At 34.6% G+C, this 20,460-nt stretch carries 26 protein-coding genes; 25 read left to right on the top strand and 1 reads right to left on the bottom strand.

What is annotated here, in order from left to right:
- The coding region (locus AB1414_03660; GenBank protein ID MEW6606539.1) for a helix-turn-helix transcriptional regulator at window positions 1-565 on the bottom strand (565 nt) is incomplete at its 3' end.
- A 235-nt stretch (window positions 566-800) separates the two neighbouring features.
- Between AB1414_03660 and AB1414_03655 the strand changes: the two genes are divergently transcribed.
- The 25 genes from AB1414_03655 to AB1414_03535 all read left to right on the top strand — a co-directional run.
- A complete protein-coding gene (locus AB1414_03655) occupies window positions 801-1,094 on the top strand; it encodes a helix-turn-helix transcriptional regulator (GenBank protein MEW6606538.1) in 294 nt (97 codons plus the stop codon).
- Window positions 1,095-1,211: 117 nt separating this feature from the next.
- Window positions 1,212-2,132, top strand: coding sequence for a tyrosine-type recombinase/integrase (locus tag AB1414_03650; GenBank protein ID MEW6606537.1), 921 nt, complete (start codon window positions 1,212-1,214; stop codon window positions 2,130-2,132).
- Window positions 2,084-2,887 (top strand): phage antirepressor KilAC domain-containing protein, encoded by an 804-nt coding sequence (locus AB1414_03645; protein ID MEW6606536.1) that lies wholly within the window; start codon window positions 2,084-2,086, stop codon window positions 2,885-2,887. The genes AB1414_03650 and AB1414_03645 overlap by 49 nt, the downstream gene beginning before the upstream one ends.
- Window positions 2,859-3,050 (top strand): helix-turn-helix domain-containing protein, encoded by a 192-nt coding sequence (locus AB1414_03640; protein ID MEW6606535.1) that lies wholly within the window; start codon window positions 2,859-2,861, stop codon window positions 3,048-3,050. Before AB1414_03645 ends, AB1414_03640 begins: the two co-directional genes overlap by 29 nt.
- 174 nt (window positions 3,051-3,224) lie before the next feature.
- Window positions 3,225-4,148 (top strand): DUF4373 domain-containing protein, encoded by a 924-nt coding sequence (locus tag AB1414_03635; protein MEW6606534.1) that lies wholly within the window; start codon window positions 3,225-3,227, stop codon window positions 4,146-4,148.
- Complete coding sequence (locus tag AB1414_03630) at window positions 4,099-4,530, top strand: hypothetical protein (protein MEW6606533.1); 432 nt, start codon at window positions 4,099-4,101, stop codon at window positions 4,528-4,530. The genes AB1414_03635 and AB1414_03630 overlap by 50 nt, the downstream gene beginning before the upstream one ends.
- Window positions 4,531-4,575: 45 nt before the next feature.
- Window positions 4,576-5,670 (top strand): DNA (cytosine-5-)-methyltransferase, encoded by a 1,095-nt coding sequence (gene dcm / locus AB1414_03625; protein ID MEW6606532.1) that lies wholly within the window; start codon window positions 4,576-4,578, stop codon window positions 5,668-5,670.
- 104 nt (window positions 5,671-5,774) lie between these two features.
- A complete protein-coding gene (locus AB1414_03620) occupies window positions 5,775-7,238 on the top strand; it encodes an N-6 DNA methylase (GenBank protein ID MEW6606531.1) in 1,464 nt (487 codons plus the stop codon).
- Between the two features lie 2 nt (window positions 7,239-7,240).
- Window positions 7,241-8,341, top strand: coding sequence for a DNA cytosine methyltransferase (locus AB1414_03615; protein ID MEW6606530.1), 1,101 nt, complete (start codon window positions 7,241-7,243; stop codon window positions 8,339-8,341).
- Window positions 8,332-10,908, top strand: a complete 2,577-nt coding sequence (locus AB1414_03610; GenBank protein MEW6606529.1) for a BpuSI family type II restriction endonuclease — start codon at window positions 8,332-8,334, stop codon at window positions 10,906-10,908. The genes AB1414_03615 and AB1414_03610 overlap by 10 nt, the downstream gene beginning before the upstream one ends.
- Window positions 10,909-10,977: 69 nt before the next feature.
- Window positions 10,978-12,003 (top strand): Shedu anti-phage system protein SduA domain-containing protein, encoded by a 1,026-nt coding sequence (locus AB1414_03605; GenBank protein MEW6606528.1) that lies wholly within the window; start codon window positions 10,978-10,980, stop codon window positions 12,001-12,003.
- Window positions 12,004-12,346: 343 nt separating this feature from the next.
- On the top strand, window positions 12,347-12,865 hold the full coding sequence (locus AB1414_03600; protein ID MEW6606527.1) for a hypothetical protein: 519 nt from the start codon (window positions 12,347-12,349) through the stop codon (window positions 12,863-12,865).
- Window positions 12,804-14,015, top strand: coding sequence for a DNA modification methylase (locus AB1414_03595; GenBank protein MEW6606526.1), 1,212 nt, complete (start codon window positions 12,804-12,806; stop codon window positions 14,013-14,015). The genes AB1414_03600 and AB1414_03595 overlap by 62 nt, the downstream gene beginning before the upstream one ends.
- 86 nt (window positions 14,016-14,101) lie before the next feature.
- On the top strand, window positions 14,102-14,530 hold the full coding sequence (locus AB1414_03590) for a hypothetical protein (GenBank protein MEW6606525.1): 429 nt from the start codon (window positions 14,102-14,104) through the stop codon (window positions 14,528-14,530).
- On the top strand, window positions 14,530-14,904 hold the full coding sequence (locus AB1414_03585) for a hypothetical protein (protein ID MEW6606524.1): 375 nt from the start codon (window positions 14,530-14,532) through the stop codon (window positions 14,902-14,904). Before AB1414_03590 ends, AB1414_03585 begins: the two co-directional genes overlap by 1 nt.
- A gap of 12 nt (window positions 14,905-14,916) precedes the next feature.
- A complete protein-coding gene (locus tag AB1414_03580) occupies window positions 14,917-15,213 on the top strand; it encodes a DUF6329 domain-containing protein (protein MEW6606523.1) in 297 nt (98 codons plus the stop codon).
- Window positions 15,214-15,280: 67 nt separating this feature from the next.
- The gene (metK, locus tag AB1414_03575; protein ID MEW6606522.1) at window positions 15,281-16,420 is read left to right on the top strand and encodes a methionine adenosyltransferase; all 1,140 of its coding nucleotides are present in this window, start codon (window positions 15,281-15,283) and stop codon (window positions 16,418-16,420) included.
- The gene (locus tag AB1414_03570) at window positions 16,395-16,691 is read left to right on the top strand and encodes an HNH endonuclease (protein MEW6606521.1); all 297 of its coding nucleotides are present in this window, start codon (window positions 16,395-16,397) and stop codon (window positions 16,689-16,691) included. Before metK ends, AB1414_03570 begins: the two co-directional genes overlap by 26 nt.
- Before the next feature lie 43 nt (window positions 16,692-16,734).
- On the top strand, window positions 16,735-17,028 hold the full coding sequence (locus AB1414_03565) for a hypothetical protein (GenBank protein ID MEW6606520.1): 294 nt from the start codon (window positions 16,735-16,737) through the stop codon (window positions 17,026-17,028).
- Window positions 17,029-17,167: 139 nt separating this feature from the next.
- Complete coding sequence (locus tag AB1414_03560; GenBank protein MEW6606519.1) at window positions 17,168-17,431, top strand: hypothetical protein; 264 nt, start codon at window positions 17,168-17,170, stop codon at window positions 17,429-17,431.
- 109 nt (window positions 17,432-17,540) lie between these two features.
- Entirely contained in the window at window positions 17,541-18,992 is a 1,452-nt protein-coding gene (locus AB1414_03555) for a toll/interleukin-1 receptor domain-containing protein (GenBank protein ID MEW6606518.1), read from the top strand.
- A gap of 96 nt (window positions 18,993-19,088) precedes the next feature.
- Window positions 19,089-19,277 carry a DUF4314 domain-containing protein gene (locus tag AB1414_03550; protein MEW6606517.1) on the top strand — a complete coding sequence of 63 codons (189 nt, stop codon included), beginning with the start codon at window positions 19,089-19,091 and terminating at the stop codon, window positions 19,275-19,277.
- 76 nt (window positions 19,278-19,353) lie between these two features.
- Entirely contained in the window at window positions 19,354-19,650 is a 297-nt protein-coding gene (locus AB1414_03545) for a DUF3846 domain-containing protein (GenBank protein MEW6606516.1), read from the top strand.
- A gap of 9 nt (window positions 19,651-19,659) precedes the next feature.
- Complete coding sequence (locus tag AB1414_03540) at window positions 19,660-19,995, top strand: hypothetical protein (protein ID MEW6606515.1); 336 nt, start codon at window positions 19,660-19,662, stop codon at window positions 19,993-19,995.
- A partial coding sequence (locus tag AB1414_03535; protein ID MEW6606514.1) for a terminase large subunit occupies window positions 19,995-20,460 on the top strand: 466 nt, incomplete at its 3' end. The genes AB1414_03540 and AB1414_03535, both read left to right, overlap by 1 nt.

Below are 20,460 nucleotides of genomic sequence, written 5' to 3'. Positions count from 1 at the left end.
AAATTGTACCTGCATGAATACCATGTATAATAAGGTTTTCTGACTGTGCTTTTGTAAAGTTAAACATTTCATCAAGAATAAAGAAACAACCTCCGCCATCTATGTTGTAAAATATCTTAGAGACATAGTGCTGGTTATAGTATGAAAAGAGCATCACTTGATTCTTGTGATAAGTTTGCGTACGCCAGAAGAAGTCAATTTTTTGCTCGTTATATCTCACCAGAATGACATCATCATTTTCTGCATTGATATTATAAGGCAGGACTTGCTTGAGCTCATTATCAATCATCGCGTAGGTTCTGAATGCGAGGGTGTTATTGATTCTGTTTGAGAATGGATTACCGGTTATATGATCAATCGAAACACCATAGAACTGAGAAAGCTTAATTAAATCGTGTATTCCAATCTCCCTGGAGCCGTTCTCGTAATTGAGATAGCCTTGGCGGGATTTTTTTATGACGCTAGCTACTTGGGTTGTTGATAAATTGTGTGAGATACGTAGACGCTTTAGATTCTCACAGATGAACAAATTATTAAAATCATCTTCGGTGTTTAATTTAACCATGGAGGTCACCTCTTCACATTCGTATATTTTTGCAATAATGATACCACAACAAATGTTTACAAGTCAATGTTACTGATGACATTAACTATCAATTCTATCGTAAAAACAAGGGTTTTCAGCCATATGAAAACTCTTTTTGTTGCTGTTGTGATTTCCCTTCTCCAAGTTATTTTTTGATAGACTGCTTTCTCATATAATCAAGGCACCATCGAATTTGACGAAAGGAGGAAAGTACATGCCTGTCAACGGAACAGGGAAAGTTCAGAATCGCGACCGAGCCACACCACTACCAAGGTTTTATCTTATCGAGCACAGAAACAATCTGGGTTTATCCGTGGAAGAAGTTTCCAGAATGTTAAATCTCTCTCACTATTACTATTATCAAATAGAGAGTGGCCGAAGAGGTCAGAAACTACCGATACCACTCGTACTAGAGCTCATCAGAGTCCTGCAGATCGATGCGATCAAGTTTCTTGAACTCGAGAGTGAACATGTGAAAAAACACAACGATTTTAATCGGGTGAAATAAAAAAGACGCCAAGCTTGTATTTGGGGTACAAACCTGGCCAGTAGAAAAGCGACCGCCCTTCTACAACTCCGATTATACAACGCAAATCAAATTATACAAACCATTGAAAGGATAAAAATGGACGACAAGGACTTTTTTCGAGAGATAATCGATATTTATATACAGAGATTCGATATCAAAGAAAACACCAAGCGATCCTATGGGAAGATGCTTGCCCAGTTCGCTGAGTTCGCTGATGGCTTGCCTAACCTACCAACCAGGCAAGATGTCATGGCTTATCGTGAACAACTGAAGTCCAGGCTAAGAGCTGCATCTGTTCAAAAACACATCGTAGTGATAAGGGGATTTTATCGATGGTACTACATTGAGGGATTTGGACCTAATGCAGCTGAAGGTGTAAAAGGTATGAAGATTGAATCCGACTTTAAGAGGGAATCACTTTCACTTGAAGCGGCCATAAAACTATTAAACAGAGCGAAACGCTATGCGAGTAAGAGCATCATTGGAAAAAGAGATCATGCTCTGATCGCGCTATTACTAACAACCGGATTAAGAACGATTGAAGTGGAAAGAGCAGATGTGGATGATATCAGCTTCGTGGATGAAACCAAGGTGTTATACATCATGGGTAAAGGTCACGATGAGAAAGATGCGTATGTCAAACTCTCTCCAGAAGTGTATGGCTTGATTGAAGAATATTTGATCGAGCGACAAGATGAATATAAACCACTCTTCATTAATCATACGAAACCCTATCGGGGAACCAGACTGAGGACACGAATGATTAGTATGGTGGTTAAAGAAATGCTTAGAGATATCGGAATCGATGATCCCAAGTACTCTGCCCATAGCCTAAGGCATACAGCAGCTTCTTTAGCGCTGGACTTGGGTGGAGATTTAGATGCAGCACAGCAATTAATGCGTCACAAAGACATATCTACCACAAAGATTTATGCTCACCGATTGAGCAAAGCAAAGAATCATCTTGAGTGGCAGATAAGCACAGCACTATTCCAAACTACCAAAAAGAAAAAATGAAGGGAAACCCTATGATTAGAGAGTTTGAACACAATGCCTATGGCAAAGTTCGTGCCACGATAGTGGATGATGAACCTTGCTTCAACTTAAAGGATCTCTGTCGCATGTTTGAGATAAAAAGCGTATCAGAAGTCCGGACCAAACTGAACGACACCAGTATAAAGCTTGTGAGCGTTCCCCACGATAAAACACATCAAAATATGTTCTTTGTTACAGCAGACCACCTATCCACCATATTCTTCCAATCCAAGCGTAAAGACGCAGAAGTGATTGGAGATTGGTTATATCGCACCGTATTACCTCAGCTCATCCGTTATGGCATCTATCAGATTGAGGATTTTGAGAATCCGGATAAGATTATCGAGTTCCTGGATGAGTTTCAAGAACTTAAAGTCAGAGCGAATGTCTTAGAAACCACACTCAAAATGAATACACCAAAAATTAAAGCTATTGATAACTTACTTGGAACAACAAGTTGTGTGGATCTAGATATGGTTCATGAAGTGATTCGCTTCAAGAATATCGGGAGAGATGTCTTATTGAAAATTCTAAGAACTGCTCATGTTTTAGATGAACAGAACATACCGTTTCAAGACTTCTGTGATAAGAAGTATTTCAGAGTTGTTGAAGCGAAAGTAGTATCTGGTGGAACAGTTATTAAATCAACCAAAACATACGTCTATAAAGGCGGGATTACATTCATCGAAAGGATACTAAAAGAATACGATGGAAACAAACAACGGAAAGAAAAATGAGAATGTCTATAGCGTGAATGAGCTTCAAGAGATACTACAAGTCAAAAGGCCGACTCTTTTAAAGTATATCAAGACCAAGAAAATCAAAGCATTCAAGGTTGGAAACCAATGGCGAGTGACTCAAGAACACTTAGATGAATTCATTCTACGGAACATGAAGTAAAGACAACTGTTAGCTGCTTCACACTTACCGATAATGCTTGTGAACAGTAATGTGAACTACACGTTAATATACTGCGAACAGTGTATCAAGTATGTGTGAAGTGGCTTTCAAGTGTCATTTAGTATAAGCCCTTATTGGGCGATTTTTAACTATACCTAGGGAAAGGAATAACTCATGGCACGACCATTCAAACAAGGTTTACAATACTTTCCTCTCGATGTGAATATTTTTGAAGATGAAAAGATACAGGATCTCAATCTCGCTTTTGGTTATTTAGGTGAAATCATCTACATAAGGTTGCTCTCGATGATATACGCCAATGGATATTATTTAGAAAAATCAATCGCTTCACTCGCAAGAACGCTCATGAAAAGCATCGGTGCGAACTGGACACCAAACCCAATCGATATTGAAGAGGTTATTGTCTATTGTGGGAAAGTGGGTTTATTTAATTACGATCTACTGAAGGAAGATGTGATCACATCAAAATCAATTCAAAAACAGTTCATTTTATCGACCAGAAGAAGAAAGAACACCGGTCAGGATAAATACTGGTTACTTGATGAAAAAACGATGTTGGAACTAAGCATATTTAACAAAACATCAAAAAACATTAATGTAGACAATAATGGGGTTATTGATAACACAAATGGCGTTATTGGTAGCAATACCCAAGTTAATGCAGACAATAACCGAATTAATGTCGACAAAAGTACACAAAAAGAAAAAGAAAAGAAAAAAGAAAGAAAAATTGATAAAGAGGATAAAGAAGATAAAGGGCCGTACGGCCTCCCTAAATTACATTTTATTACTAATTCTTTAATCAAAAACAAATACATCGATGAGTCATCTCTTGACATTATCAAATTTAACATCTTGTTTGAAGATTTAATCCACGGGTATGGATTCGAAGATGTCCTATCTGCTGTAGATTATGTGGTTAAGTATTCAAAGAACCCCAATCCACCGATAGAAGATAAGTTCGCTTTCATGAGAGAGTCAGTTCAAACAAATTTAAAGCAATTTGAACATAGGAGGAAAACAGCTAATGAGTCATTCGAATCGTGGATTAAACGAACCCTTTTACAAGTGGATTGATGATGTAAGAAGAGCGATGAGAAAAGAAAAAGAACTCCAAGAAAAGTTAGAGTTTTACAACATGAAGCTTATTGGGTACAAAGGTGTATCTTATGATCGGATTGGTTCTTCTGGTTCACGTTCATCAGGTGACAGTGAGCTATTGTATTGGTTAGATAAGATAACAGTTATTGAAAAACGAATTAAGGAAGCGGAAAGAATATTATCTGAATACAAATCCATAATGAAGAACTTAAATGATATCCAGAAAACTGTCCTAGTTTCCATCGTCAACAATCACTGGATTGAGAAGATTAAGATTGAGATAAAACAAAGTAGAAGTCGAGTTTATCAAATAATAGATGAAATTGTAATAAGTTGGACAAACCAAAAATATAAGTAAATCTCATGCCAGTATCCACGCAAATACTGAAGAGGAGATTTAGGAATGTTAAAAGTTGTTGAATTATTTGCTGGAATTGGTGCTCAAGCTCAAGCTCTTAAAGACGCCAATATTGAGCACGAAATAGTTGCGATTAGTGAAATAGATAAGTACGCATTAAAAGTTTATGAAGCTTTGCATGGAAAGCCTAACAACCTAGGGAATATTAAAGAGATCGAGGTATTACCCACAGCTGATTTATGGACTTATTCATTTCCTTGTACTGATATATCGTTGGCTGGTCAAATGAAGGGGTTTGATCGTGATTCTGATACTGGTAGTAGTCTATTGTGGGAAGTTGAAAGATTAATAAATAATGCAGCAATCAAAGGTAATCTACCTAAATATCTACTTATGGAAAACGTAAAAAACCTTGTAAGCAAGAGGTTCATAGGATTATTTAATGAATGGAAATCATTTCTTGAGTCACATGGATATAGAAATTACTATCAAGTCCTCAACGCTAAAGATTATGGTATCCCTCAAAATAGAGAGAGAGTGTTTATGGTCAGTACACTTGATACCAAGAACTATATTTTTCCAACAAAGATAAAACTTGAAAACAAGTTAAATGATTATTTGGAAAAGCATGTTTCAGAAAAGTATTTTTTGAGCGAAAGACTTATTAGAAATCTTTCGGATACAAATGATCGTAATGGATTCATTCGAGGGAATAGATTTCGATTACATGATGAAAATAGTGAATATGCTTACACAATTAGCACATGCCCTGGTAGTAGAGCAACTGATAACTTCATCATGGTTCCTCAAAAGACAAAACAAGGATATGCATTGGCTCATGTTGGAGATGGTATATACACCAATAGAACGCACCAAAAAAGAGGAGTTGTTCAAAAAAATATGATTCCAACACTCAAAACATCGCCAAATGACATAGGAGTAGTTGTTGATAAAGATGATCTAATATCAATTAGGAGACTGACACCTAGAGAGTGTTGGAGGTTGATGGGGTGGAATGACAACTGTATTGATGTAGTACTTTCATCTGGAACATCGGATACACAACTATATAAAATGGCAGGAAACAGTATAGTGATTAGCTGCTTACAAAACTTGCTAATTATGTTAATGAGAATTTAGAGTGGACAGTTTGGCTAGGAGGCTTTAAAGTTTTTTATAAATGTGGTATAATCGTAAAAAGTATATTATGTTTATAATATTCAGTGAGAAAGGGGTAAATTCTTATGAAATTTGATTTAGGACAAGTGTTTACTCCAGAGATTATAGCTAAATATATGGTATCGTTACTTACTGCTAATAAAAATTCATTTGTGCTTGATCCTTGTTTTGGTCATGGAGTCTTTATTTCCGAACTCATGCATATCGGATATAATGCTATAACTGGATATGAAATTGATCCAACACTATACGAAAAATTTAATGAAGTAATCTCCAGGTCAAGTAATCATATTCGTCTATATAACATGGATTTTTTAAGTATAAACGATCAATCTCATTATGATGCAATCGTCATGAACCCACCATATGTACGGCAGGAAAAAATCAACAATCTTGATCATTTTGGCATAAATAAAGATAAATTACTTTCAGATAGTTTATTTAAAGGCTTAAAAAAGACTTCAAATTTGTATATGTATTTTATACTCAAAGCTATAGACTTATTAAGAGATAAAGGCGAATTGATTGCGATATTTCCAAGCACTTGGATGGATGATCGAGGAAATCATTATTTTTATAGTGAAGTTACAAAATCCGCATCCATTAGAAGCATTACTAATGTTAAAGGTTTTGTATTTGGAAAAGAATATACAGTTGGTGTGTCAATAGTCAAAATTGTTAAGGAGTTAGTAAGTTATACACCTATAATTTCTAGTATAAAGTCTGTTAATGGAGAAATTGTTGAATTTGAAGAAGTCAAAGCTATAGATTTATCTAATCTAAATCATATTGCACTAAACAAAATAGCCATTATTACCCGAGGAATCACAACAGGGTACAATGATTTTTATTTTAAATCTCAGATTAGCGACTCAAGATTATTGAAAGAAATGATAACTTCATCTAAAAGTATTACTGGATATTCTACACTTGATGCAAAAAAAGATAAATTCTTAGGTTTGAGTGATCCGGAATCTATTGAAGTTAAGAAGTATATTGAAAATACTATAAAAACAGTAATGAATGATAAAACACCTAAAACAATATATAATATGATATCCAAAGGTGTTAATTGGCCCAATTTTGGTATCTTTGATAAGCAATGCTCTGGGATTATATTTAATTATATGATAAGAGAAAATATGAAATTTATACTTAATGACGATTGCTTAGTAAGAGACAATTTTTATATCATTAAACCAAAACATAACAAGTTCTTAATTTTGACACTTTTAAATAACTATTTTACATATTATAGATTAGAAAAAAGTGGTAAATTCTATGGTGGAGGCATGTTGAAATTACAAAAATATGATATTAGTGAATTATGTATCGTAAATCCAGACATAATATCCGTAAAAGACACTAATAAATTATCAAAATTAGGTTTACAACTTATCAATATAGGTGAACAAGAAATAATTGATGAGATAACTTCAATATTGTCCAAGTATGAAACTTTGTCTGCTATAATTATAAAGGAAGAATTGCAAAAGATTAAAAATGAGAGACTAAAAAGCGGGGTGTAATAATGAAATTTTCTGTAGTAAGCTTATTTTCAGGTGGCGGAGGTCTTGACCTTGGTTTTAAATCGAATGATTTCAGCCTTATTTGGGCTTCTGACATTGATAAAAACGCTGTTGAAACATATAAATATAATATTGGAGATCATATACACCACGCAGATATTAATAATTATCCTATTGGTCAAATACCACATGCTGATGTTTTAATTGGTGGACCACCATGTCAGTCTTTCTCACTTATTGGGAAAAGAAATGTCAATGATGATAGAGGAAAGTTAGTGTGGAAATATCTCGAAATATTAAAACATGTTAATCCATATTTTTTCGTTTTTGAGAATGTTACGGGTATTTTATCTGCAAAAGACAGTGATGGAAAAAAGGTACTTGATTCATTATTAGAGGAATTCAATGAACTTGGTTATGTTGTTAAATGGAATGTTATTAATGCAGCCGATTATGGAGTTCCACAAAGACGAAAGAGAGTCTTAGTTGTTGGTTCCAAATTGGGAGATTTCAATTTTCCGAGTCAAACACATTCTATTGATGGGATAATATTACCTAAATATGTGTCAGTTTTAGAAGCGTTAGGAGATTTACCTATAGCAACAGTTAATAGTAAATCTCAAGAGTATAATCAGAAACCACTTAATAGTTACCAAAAACGTATTCGCGGTCATGCGAAAATAGTTACTGATCATAGTATTCCCACAACAAGTTCATTAGATGAGTATATTATTCAACATGTTAAACCAGGTGGAAACTATATGGATATACCTAAAGATGTTGCTTCAGTTCGAATAAAAAGACTACAAGAACAAGGTGGACACACAACCTGTTATGGTAGACTTCATCCAAATGAGCCAGCATACACGATAAACACGTACTTTAATAGACCCAATGTCGGTTGTAATATACACTACAGTTACAATAGATTAATAACTGTACGAGAAGCATTGCGCTTACAAGGGTTTCCCGATGATTATCAAATTATATCCTCTAGTAAGCAAGGAAAGAATTTAATTGTTGGGAATGCCGTACCTCCAATTTTGTCAGATGTTATTGCCAGACAAATCAAAAAGCATCTTGAGGCTAATTTATGTGGATAAACTATTCTGATTCCGAGGTTAATATCTATCATCCTCTGTGTGAAACAGCTCTAAAGTTAGCATTAAAAGAATTACGACTTAGTGATTCATATAGTGTGATTCATCATCAATATGCCGGATCACTTGAAATGGACTATGTTATAGAGAACAATAGTACTAAGAAAATACTTTGCGTTGTTGAAGTAAAAAGAACACCAAATGACGTACAAAGCACTCGGTTTCAATACCAAGCGATGTCGTATATTCAGCAACTTTTTTATAGATTAGAAAAGCCATATTATTTAATTACAAATTTAGAAAAAGCTTATTCGTTTAGATATGATAATCAAAATCCTCAACCATATCAACAAATGTTATCTCCAGGTTTAATATCAATTGGAGATTTTTCAAGTTCTACTAACAGTACCGAGCACATCAAAAAGCTTGTGAAATTTTTCAAAAAATACATATATGATGTCATGGCAGATAATTACGAATATTACCTTACACTTACAAATTTTTCAAACCTAATTGAAGACATTAAAGATAGCGATACAAGTTGGAAATCCAATATTGCAGTATTATTGTATGAGTACATAAGGGGTTCATTTTATGCTATATCAAGATTTGAGTTAAGAGACATAAGAGCCTTTAACAACAATTTGAAAAAGATCTGTTTGGAAGCTTCTAAGATAAATTTCTCACAGATTTTCAATTTTGATTATCAAAATTATCCTGTGAATTCTGTTGTAGATAACAGATTATTAGAAAGTTTATTCAATTTTGCAAAAACGAATATAAATGGTGATTTAGTTTCAAATATTATCCATTCAGTTATCTCAGAGGGAAATGAACATAACGGTGAAGTATCAACAGATCCAGAGTTAGCTAAATTTGCTTCTTTATTAGCCAAATTGTATATTGGAGAAATAGATGAGAGTGATTATATTTGCGACCCAGCAGCAGGTAGTGGAAATTTGCTTGAGTCTGCAATTTCGGTTTTTAATATTGAACCAAAGCAAATAATCGCAAATGATGTAAATAGAAAATACTCCGAATTATTGAGTTTGAGATTAGGACTTTCTTTGCCTAACCTTGTGAAAATTGATAATTCACCTAAAGTATATTCTGAGAACCTGGCTGATTTAGATAAATCTTTATTCACAAACGTTAAAGTTATCTTGGTTAATCCACCATATTTAGCTGGGATTTACTCTGCGCAAAGAAAGAATGAATTAGTATTAAGCATGGAAACCAAATTAAACTTTACTTCTGAGTTGAATTTTGGACAAATGGGTTTAGAGTGTATTTTTATTGAGTATTTGACTAGAGTGTCAAGTAATAACTCAGTAATTTCATGTATCATGCCAAAGCAGCTATTGGTTTCTCGAGGACCAGAGGCAATAAAGTTTCGGGAATTCTTGTTAAACAGATTTGGATTATCTGCAATTTTTAATTATCCTGGGTCTGGACTATTTGATTCAGTAACTAAAGACACAGTAATTCTAGTTGGCCAAAAAGGAAAAATCCCTAACAAAGTGTCTTCAATCTCATGCTTAACTCAAATAGTCGACATTGATTCAAGCTCTATGTTTGAGTATCTTGTAACGCAGCCTGATTTACCATCAAGTTACAGATCAATTATTCCTGGTGTAGAGGCAATGAATGTTAATAGACAAACATTAGTTGAGAGTGTTATCGATGGATGGCGATTTATTAACACTGAGTCCATTGAAGCAATAAATTTTTGTCGTGATAATTTGTTCTCTAACGAAAAACTTATTCCATTTAATACGATTACAAATCTATTTAATTCGTATAGAGGAACGATTGGAAACTCAGGCCTTAGTGACTTACTTTTCTTTAATTCTTCACACAAATACTCTCAATTATATGAGCAATATAAATTACTAACTCAAGACGGAATTTCAGCACTTAGAAACTCTGATTCGCTTGATCAAATGATAATTAACCACGGAGATTCGGTCATGGTAAACTGGAATAACCCTAGCTTGAATGCTTCGATTTGTAGCGTCATAGATGATTATCTTCAAATTCCATTGAGCCCTGGCAAACAATTAAAGAAGTTAAAGAATCACATGGAGATTTCTAAAATATTAATAAAATCGACATCAAAATTATCATCACAATATTCTATAGCGATACCAAGGGATTTACGGAGAAATGGAAGAGTCTTTTTTGCAACTGTACCAATGTATTTTTCAACGAATTTTGTCGTTATTGAAATTAGTAATTTTAGAGACGGAGTTATCATTGCAAGCTGGATTTCTTCAGTTTTCTATCAATTAATTTGTGAAATTTCATCCAAAGATAACGAAGGAACCAGAAAGATGGAAATTGCTGATTTAGATGCTACTTACATCGTTAATCCGAATAATATAAATGATGATCTTTTTAATAGAATTTTGCACTTATCAGATAGTTTAGGATTCATTGATTTACAGAATCCAGAACCTCGTGATATTGACATATTTTGGGCTAAGTTTTTATTTCAAGATGATTGGGAGACAAAATTAGAAAAATCAGTTGAATTGTTAAGTAATCTTGCCACAAAACGGAATTTGTAGTTGTTATCATGAATCATTGTCTGATTTTTTTACAAACCTATGGAGATTTTATTTGATTGATGAAATTGGGTGATTTTTATTAAATTTAAATTTGCAAAGATATCAAAAGATATATATAGAACAACTGATGAATATTTTTTTGCGAGTAAAGATTCTATTTTTGGAATTATGCCTTACATAAAGACTGAATATGATTCACATGAAAGAACACACAATTACTATGTTGGTATGACCATTAAAGAGTGTAATACTGATGAAAACGGGCATTTACAAGTAAAAAAGGTTTTGAGACAATCAAACAAGCAATTTACTTTACACACTGAATTATTAAAAGAAGTTGTCAATATTGAAGCAGGATTACTTGAAAAAATATCAAAGCGTGATTTTGATGAGCTTTTCAGCGATGTTTTTGATTTCGAATACGATCCCAAGGTAACGTATATTAGATTAGCAGATTTGAACAATCGTCTTAAAAAGTACTTACTGTCTTTTGACACTTTAGTTTTGGAAGAAGATGTTATTTTTAATGCAGAGTTAAAAACAAGACATAGACTTTTATCTCGTTTCAAAGAAGAATTAGTAAAATCCCTAAATGAAAACGAGCATTACATTGAGAAGGTATTGAAAAAATACCAAGGATTTTTACCGTTAATAATTCCTGGCCTCGATGGTGTGGCGGAGTTTCAATATGTTATCGATAATGATGAGTTTCCCGTTAATAGAATTGATATCAAGTTTGATAATCAGGTGGATTTTCCTAATATTATTGAACTTAAAAGAGCTGACACATTACTTTTCAAGAAAAACGAATATCGAAATAACACATGCAAGTTAACTTCCGAGTTTTCGAATGCAATACAGCAGACGAATATCCAACGGAATATGATGTCTGCAAAGGAAGTTAAGCCTAGTAAAGTACTAGTGAAATCTTTTTTGCTAATTGGTAATATTGAAAAAGAGGTTGAAATGCATAGTATTAGTTCCGATATAGTTAGGCTTAATTTAAATATAGTTAGGTATAATAATAAAGACTGTGACATTATTACTTATGATCAGTTAATTAATCGTTTACAAATGTTGTTAGACAAGAATTGAAAGCATCTTTTCCGATAATCCTTGTGAACAGTAATGCCAACTATAAAGCAAGTTATCAACAAGTGTGGTTAAAGCAGTTGTCAACTATGCTTCAAGTGCTATGGCACAAAACGTTAAAAAGCATGGCTTTGCTAAGATTATTGTGCCGCTGGCATGTAGACAAAAATTGACATATTTCATATACTACAATTAGCGTGGAATACTGGCTTTAGATGAAGCCTAGAAGATAGAAACTCTCAAATACGAGGGTTTCTTTTCTTTTGCAGAAAAATATGTAGTATTCAACCCTTGGATAACTTCAGTTTTTGATAAATTTACTGAACCTTGAAAGGTTGGAATCGATGTGCCAAAGGTACTGGATACATATCAGCAATGGGAGGCTGATGGAGTACTTGATGAACGAATAAAAAGTATTCAAGACATGGTTGCTAGGCGGATTATCCAAAAGGATATCGCTAAAGCCATGAACCTAAGTGAGAACACACTCATTAAATTGAAACGATCTCATCCCAGACTAAATCAAGCATTTATCAATGGTGATGATGAACTTAAGTATAAACTCATGGACGCCTTGTTCCAACGAGCTGTTGGGATGGAGTATGAGGAAGTACAAACCATCATTGAAGAAACATCATCGGGAACAAAGAAGCGTCTTGTTAAAACCAAGAAGAAAGCTCTACCCGATTTTAATGCTATCAAATACTTATTAATTATTAAGTTCGGACGTGAATACAACGAACGTAAAGAAGAAATAGACATCATGCTGAAACGCATAGAAAAAGGCGAGGAAACTTGGATTAATGAACATAGTGATGAAGAAACCCTCGGAGTTGTTAATATACGAAAACAACCCAAGAAATAATGATGCTGCAGTTGATGCTGTAGCTAATAGTATTAAAGAGTTCGGATTCAAGGTTCCAATTGTGATCACTAAGGATCTAGTCATTATTGCTGGCCACACTCGGCTTAAAGCGAGCCTTAAACTAGGATTGGCCACTGTTCCTTGTATTGTTGCTGATGACCTCACAGAAGGGCAAATTAAGGCCTTTCGTTTGGCAGATAACAAGACAGCGGAACTTGCTACCTGGGATTTCAGTAAACTTGAAGAAGAACTCTCGAATATCGATATTGATATGCTTCAGTTCGGGTTTGAAGAACTTGAATCTGATATTCCAGATAATGCAAGTGATGATGATTTTGACCCTTCAGATGAAATCAGTGAAACCCCTTATTCTGAAATAGGTGATATTTATCTATTAGGGAATCACCGAGTCATGTGTGGTGATTCAACCAAGAAGCAAGATGTTCAAAAACTCCTGGATGGACAAAAGATTGATATGATCTTCACGGATCCACCATACAATGTGGACTATGAAGGTACAGCTGGAAAGATTAAGAATGACAAGATGGAAGATAACAGCTTCTATCTTTTTTTATATGATGCATTTACGAATATGTTTGAAGCAACCAAAGATGGTGGAGCCATCTATGTATGCCATGCAGATACTGAAGGAATCAACTTTAGAAATGCGTTCAAAAATGCCGGTTTCAAACTAGCCGAGTGCTTAGTCTGGGTTAAGAATGCCTTAGTACTAGGTAGACAAGATTATCACTGGAGACATGAACCTATTCTTTACGGATGGAAAGAAGGTGCAGCTCATTACTTTATTGATGATCGTACACAAGATACCATCTGGGAATATAACAAGCCTAAGCGAAATGATGACCATCCAACGATGAAACCACTTGAACTTTGTGGACGAGCAATTACAAACTCCTCCAGAGTCAATGAATACGTACTCGACTTGTTCGGTGGTTCTGGATCAACTATGATCGCATCCGATCAGCTTCAAAGAAAATCTTATCTAATGGAACTTGATGAGAGATTCGTCGATGTGATAGTTAAACGATACATAAGACACAAAGGATCAAGTGACAATTGCTATCTGATCCGTAAGGGCAAGAAGCTATCGCTTAATGCCATTGATGACTTTCAAAATTTATCACTATAGTAAGCATTTAGTGTCGAATTGACTTGATATAAAAGGTCTTTAGAGTGATATATATACATACCAAAAGGTAGAAAGTAGGTCACATTATGGATAAACAAATCAAGTTATCAGAATGGATTCAAAGATTTAAGTCGGGTGAGTTCGATAAACATTATACAACAACCCAAATCAAAGCGGGATGGTTCGATTGGTTTTGTAGAGATTCAAGTTTAGCAAACAAAACTATGAAGATGGGTAACATCATCAGCCAAATCAAATCTGGTGGAAAAGTAGACCTTGAGACAAGTTATGTATGGTTCAAAAACAACTGCCCTTTAAACGGTCCACTCTATGATGATTTTAGAATCGCAGACATAGAAAACAACAATAACTTATTCGTTGTTCAAATCGATTGCGTATGGAACGATTTCAAATACACAGTCTTTGAAAGACTTGATGGGTTTGAAAAACCAGTCTTTCAAACTGAATCATCAAGAGAACTGGTGAAGTGGTTCAATAAAGGATGGGCAAAGTAATGTTTCAAGAATACAATGCACATCCTAAAGGTATCAAAACAACCGACTGTGTGGTTAGAGCAATAAGTGCCGCCATGAATAAGGACTATATGGAATGCAGACGAGAACTCAACCAACTCAAACGAGAGTGGAAGTTCTCAAGTTATAAAGATACCGAGTTCTTATACAAATACTTCGAAGGAAAACCTCGATTGATATTTAAAGCAATCAAGGGAGAACCTCGAATCAAGGGTTCCACTTTTACCGGTCTCTATACGCGCGGGACATATGTTTTGAAGATGACTGGCCATGTTACAGTATGTAAAGATGGCGTTATTCTAGATACTTGGGATTGCACATATAGAAGTGTCTACACTGCTTGGAAAATCGACTAGAAGGACAAGAACATGAAAACCAATTTTATAAGAAAAACAACATCAACAGAACTCATTCCTCATGATGAGTTCGTTATTGAAAAACAAGTAGTCATCGATAAAGACTTATTCGAATGTTTTATCAAGGATCCACTGAACGACTACGATTTTATCAAAGAAAATCTTGAGCATATGTATTGTGACCAAGAAGAGGTATTTCACTGTATCTTCGTGACATCCGATTCACACGATTTTGGTATCCTGGTTGAAAGCGAAGGATATCATTACGCAAGGTACACTGCATACTTACCAAAAGCAGCAATAAAATAACACATTCAAATCAAGGCAAACCAGGGAAGCTCAATGCTTCCTTTTTCTTGCTAGAAAAGAGGACAACATGAAAATCATAACAAGTGAATCAGTCTTTAGTGGACATCCAGATAAAATATGTGACCAAATCAGTGATGCTATATTAGACGCAATCCTGGAACAAGACCAAGCAGCAAGAGTAGCAGTTGAAACAGCGATCAAGGATGATCTAGTAGTAATCTTTGGTGAAGTGACAACTATAGCTATCGTTCAATACTCAGACATCGCAAAACAAGTACTTAAAGAAATCGGGTACACTGAAGAGTTCTGTGTACTAGAAAAAATATCCAAGCAATCTCCAGATATTGCACAAGGCGTCAATGAAACTCTAGATCATCAGCAAGGTGCAGGTGATCAGGGGATGATGTATGGGTTCGCTTGCAACGAGACACCAGAACTCATGCCACTGCCTATTGTAGTAGCACATGAGATTGCAAAAGAAATAGACACACTTAGAAAAGCAAAATACAATCACATCTTTGGTCCAGATGGCAAGTGCCAAGTATCAGTCAGGTATGTGGATGGACAACCATTCGCATATGACACAATTATTGTTTCAGCTCAAACAAGACCTGGAGCAAGCCTATCACTCGCAAAAGAAATCATGGTAGAAGAAGTGCTCAAACCATTGATCGGTAAGAATCTAACTAATATCAATGTACTCGTCAATCCAACAGGAGCTTTCGTCACTGGTGGTCCTTACGGTGATTCAGGATTAACTGGTAGAAAAATAATCGTAGATACATATGGTGGATATTCAAAGCATGGTGGTGGGGCCTTTTCTGGTAAGGACGTAAGCAAGGTTGACCGCAGCGCGAGTTATTATGCCAGATTCGTAGCAAAAGCTCTTGTGGAGGCAGAATTAGCCGATACGTGCGAAGTTTGTGTGTCCTATTCAATTGGAGTAGCAAATCCAGTTGCAGTATCGATCGATACGTTTGGTACTGGTAAATTATCTGATGATCAATTACTAGAACTAGTGAATCAACACTTTAATTTCACTCCAACAAACATTCGTAAAGAATTAGAGTTTGAAAAAGTGAAGTTCCTGGAGTTAGCAACTTACGGACACATGGGTCGTGAAGACTTACCTGTTCGCTGGGAACATGTGGAAGCAAAAGCAGCTGAGCTAAGAGAAGCATATGAAAAAGCCAAAGGTTCTTCATAACTTCTATAAGTCACCTGCATGGCTTGCAGCTCGTGAACTCAAGATAGTCTCAGTCAATAGTCTTTGTGAACGATGTGGTCAAGTTGGAATCGAAGTTCATCATAAAGAAAGACTCAATGTTGAAAATGTTAATGATTCATTGATAAGTCTAAATCAAGATAACCTGGAACTACTTTGTAGAGAATGCCATAACCGTGAGCATGAACGTTTCAGTAAGAAAGTTAGTTTCGATAAAGAGGGCAACTTAATAAATCCAGAAAAACCTAATTAAAGTAAACATTGTTTGATATAATGTTAATCAAAGAGGTGGAATCATGTCAGTTAAGGATCAACACAAGTTAATTAAAGAGAAAGTTCAAAATTTAGTTTTTCAGCAATATGGTATTGATGACTTAACTAGTATTAAAAATTTAGTTGTCGGAGCTATGCAATTTTATGACATTGATGAATCGCTAGATAGAATACCCATCGATAAAACAGATTCGCTACTGAGTCAATTGTTACTTTTACATAGGACAAGACCATTCGATACATTATTTGACGAAGAAGTTCTAAATGAAGAAGATATTCTACAAAAACTAAAAGATGTTTCTAATAAGTTGATATAAGCGAATTTATTTATAATTTAGCGGTTATTTCCTTGCAATCCAAATCTTCATGATTTGTAAGGCGCATTGAGATGTTTGATGTCGATTGTAATATCATAGGTTGAATGGAAAAATTTAAGAACATAAGGAGTGTTGAGCGATGAAAAGAATGATTAATCACGTTAAGTTTAAAGAAAACGAAGGAAAACTGTCTGATGAAGCTAAAGTGATTTATTGTTATATAGCTGATCAAGTACTTAATAGAAATGTGGTTAGTATTCCTATCAGTAGAGACTCGGTTTTATTGGGTGATAAGACTAAAGAATGCCTTGATGAACTAGAAAAATATGAAATTATAACAAAATATTCTACTCGTACCGAAGTGCAAGAAGACTGTACCATGTATATATTTGAAATTGTCTAACCCCCCCTATGTGAATTATTATTAAGATATAGGGTACCGTACAGGGTGGCAATTAAAAAATGGAAGCTACTTTTTTTGAAATTCTTGATTTGTTATGGGAGGTTTAAAAATGGAATCGAAGAAAGTTTTTATATCATATAGTCATTCTTCTGAGAAACATAAAGAAGCAATAAGAAGTCTTGCAACTCAATTAACATCCAAAGGGATATTTGTGAAACTTGATGAATGGGATGTGGTTGGCGGTAATGACTTTCCAACTTATATGGAGAAAAGCATCACCGAAAGTGATAAAGTTTTAATTATTTGTGATAAAAGGTACTCAGAAAACGCAGATAATAGGTCTGGAGGAGTTGGAATAGAAACCTACTTAATCTCTCCAGAAGTATATGCTAAGCACGATCAAAACAAGTTTGTAGCACTCGTATACGAGAAAAACGAACTTGGAGTAGCATACTTACCAACGTATATAAAAACAAGAAAATACTATGATTTCTCATCGCAAGAATCTCAAATATATGAATTCGAAATGTTACTTCGAGATATTTTCAATGTGCCCAAATTTACGCGTCCACCTTTGGGTGAACAACCATTATTTGTCGCAGATTATGATAAGGAAGATCCAAAGGCAAAGTATAATGACTACTATTCATTGGAACGAATTTCATTATCGAAGCTTCAAGAGAAAAATAGTCACACACTTCTAAAACGATTTACAGAACTGATAAAGAAAACATTTGATGAAAACCTAGTAAAATATGAAGATTTCGAATCAAATCCGCACGATTTGATGTTTAATAAAATCCAGGAATTTGAGGATATTTTAAGAGTTTTTATCAACGTATTTGAGAGTACTGTTGCAGACGATAATGATTTCTTGGAAGATTTGATAAATCTTTTTGAAACAATGTCTAGTTTTGATGGCAGAATTCCCGAAGGAACTAGTACTCTTACTGAAGGTATGTGGGACCATTTTAATTTTTTAAGACACGAATTTTTCATATATTCAATTTTAATTTTAAAACTTTATTCAAAACATGTAGAAATTTCAAAACTTCTTAAAACTAATTTTTATTGCAAAAGAAAATTTGAAAAGGAAGGGTTCTTTCAATTTACAGAATTTAATAAATACTGCAAATCCTTTGATTATCGTAATGCAAAATACCAATTAAACAGATTATCAGTACAAGCTGATACAATGTTTGAAAGAGCAGGACGTACAAAATTTGGAGCAGCTGTAGTGGTTGAAACAGACTTGTTACTTGGATATTATTCAGAGATTATGTTTGAAGGTGAAATTTATAAATGGTGGTTTCCAAGAATGTATATCTACTATCATAGATTTAACACAATGATTTTCGGGAAAATGAAATCTAAGAGACACTTAACTATGCTTTTGAAAGAATTAGGATTAGCTTCAAGAGATGAATTAATTATAGCACTCGAAAAAGTTAGAATCAAAGGTAGAGAAAATCCTCGAAATAGAGGGTATAGCAATTCATTTGAATCGGTACCAACACTTGAAATAGTATTAGATCCTAAAGTAATCGGAACTATTGAATGACAAACGTTAATTAGTTAAAGCGACTTCGGTCGTTTTTTTCTTGCTATTTTCTCTCTTTAGAGTGATATATATTACTAACCTTAGGAGGTACTTATCATGTTCAAAATTGGAGATAAAATCAGAATCATCGATATGAAGGGTGAAGACCATTATAACGGTAGAGAAGGAGTCATTGAATACATCGATGGACTCGATCAACTACATGGCACTTGGGGAGACTTAGCAATCATCCCAGAGGAAGACTTAATTGAGGTAATTAAAAATGACATGCTGCTTGTGCAATAAAGAAATCTTGGGTGACTCACACAATGCCCACCCAATTGGAAACGAAGAGTGCTGTTCAGAATGCAACAGTTCAAGTGTGATTCCTCTTAGATTGTTTTTAAGTGGAATCTATCAAGACAAGGCTCTAGTACTAAATACTGATAATTCCTTCTCTTTTATTAAACCAAAGGATACGACATTCGAACTGGACGAACTTCAAGAACAAGTCAAAGGATACATCGAGGTTTATCCCTTGAGGATTCCAGGTCATATCGTCTTAGTCAATGAAGAAGGATTGATACACAATATGGAGTTTAATTACCTAGCAAGTAGAGTCTTTGGAATGAATGCAGTAGGACCGGTTATGATATGTCCAGAAGCTATATTCGAATGAGGTGTTATTGTGTCTAAACTAAAAGATATCAATATAGAACTAGAGCGACTGCGGTCGCTTTTTTCGTCCGTTGATGAAACCAAAACTCAACTGGTAGATAACCTACTTGAGCAAGCAGCTTTCATGAAGGTTGAACTTGGCATTCTTCAAGAACAAATAAGAAAACATGGTGCAGTTCAAGTCTCAAGTAAAGGAGCTCAAAGACAGACAGAAGCTGCTAAATATTATACTAAACTCATTAATTCATATGGAACAGTCATCAAAACACTGAACTCAATCATGGGTAAGAATGTTATTGATGGTGATGATGCATTCGATGAGTTTCTTAAGAAAGCAAACACCTGATGAACTACCTAATTGAATACCATCGTCAAATAGAAGATGGAAACATTCTAGTTGGTGAGGAATTAAAAAAGCAGATAGATTTATTGATTCAGGATTTGAAAAACCCGAGATATGTTTTTGATGAAGCACCAGGGAATCTTCGAATTGATTTTATTGAAACCTTCTGCAAGCATACGAAGTCTCCATTTAATGGTCAATCGTTTATACTTGAACTTTGGGAGAAAGCAATCATCCAGGTAGCGTATGGATTCAAATTGAAGGATTCTGGTTTACGAAGATTCAATGAAGTCATATTACTGATTGCTCGCAAGAACGGAAAGACAACCTTTATCGCTGGTATTGACCTTGCTGAATTCTTTCTTTCCAAAGGTGGAGTTGATATCGTATGTGCTTCAAACACGAGTGAGCAAGCGAACATTCTCTTTGAAGAAATCAATAACATGCGTGAACAGTCCCCTGCTTTAT

This window comes from bacterium (genome assembly GCA_040755795.1).
GTDB lineage: Bacteria > UBA9089 > CG2-30-40-21 > CG2-30-40-21 > SBAY01 > JBFLXS01.
The sequence above is the reverse complement of the archived record's forward strand: the minus strand, read 5'-3'. Positions and strand labels throughout refer to the sequence as shown.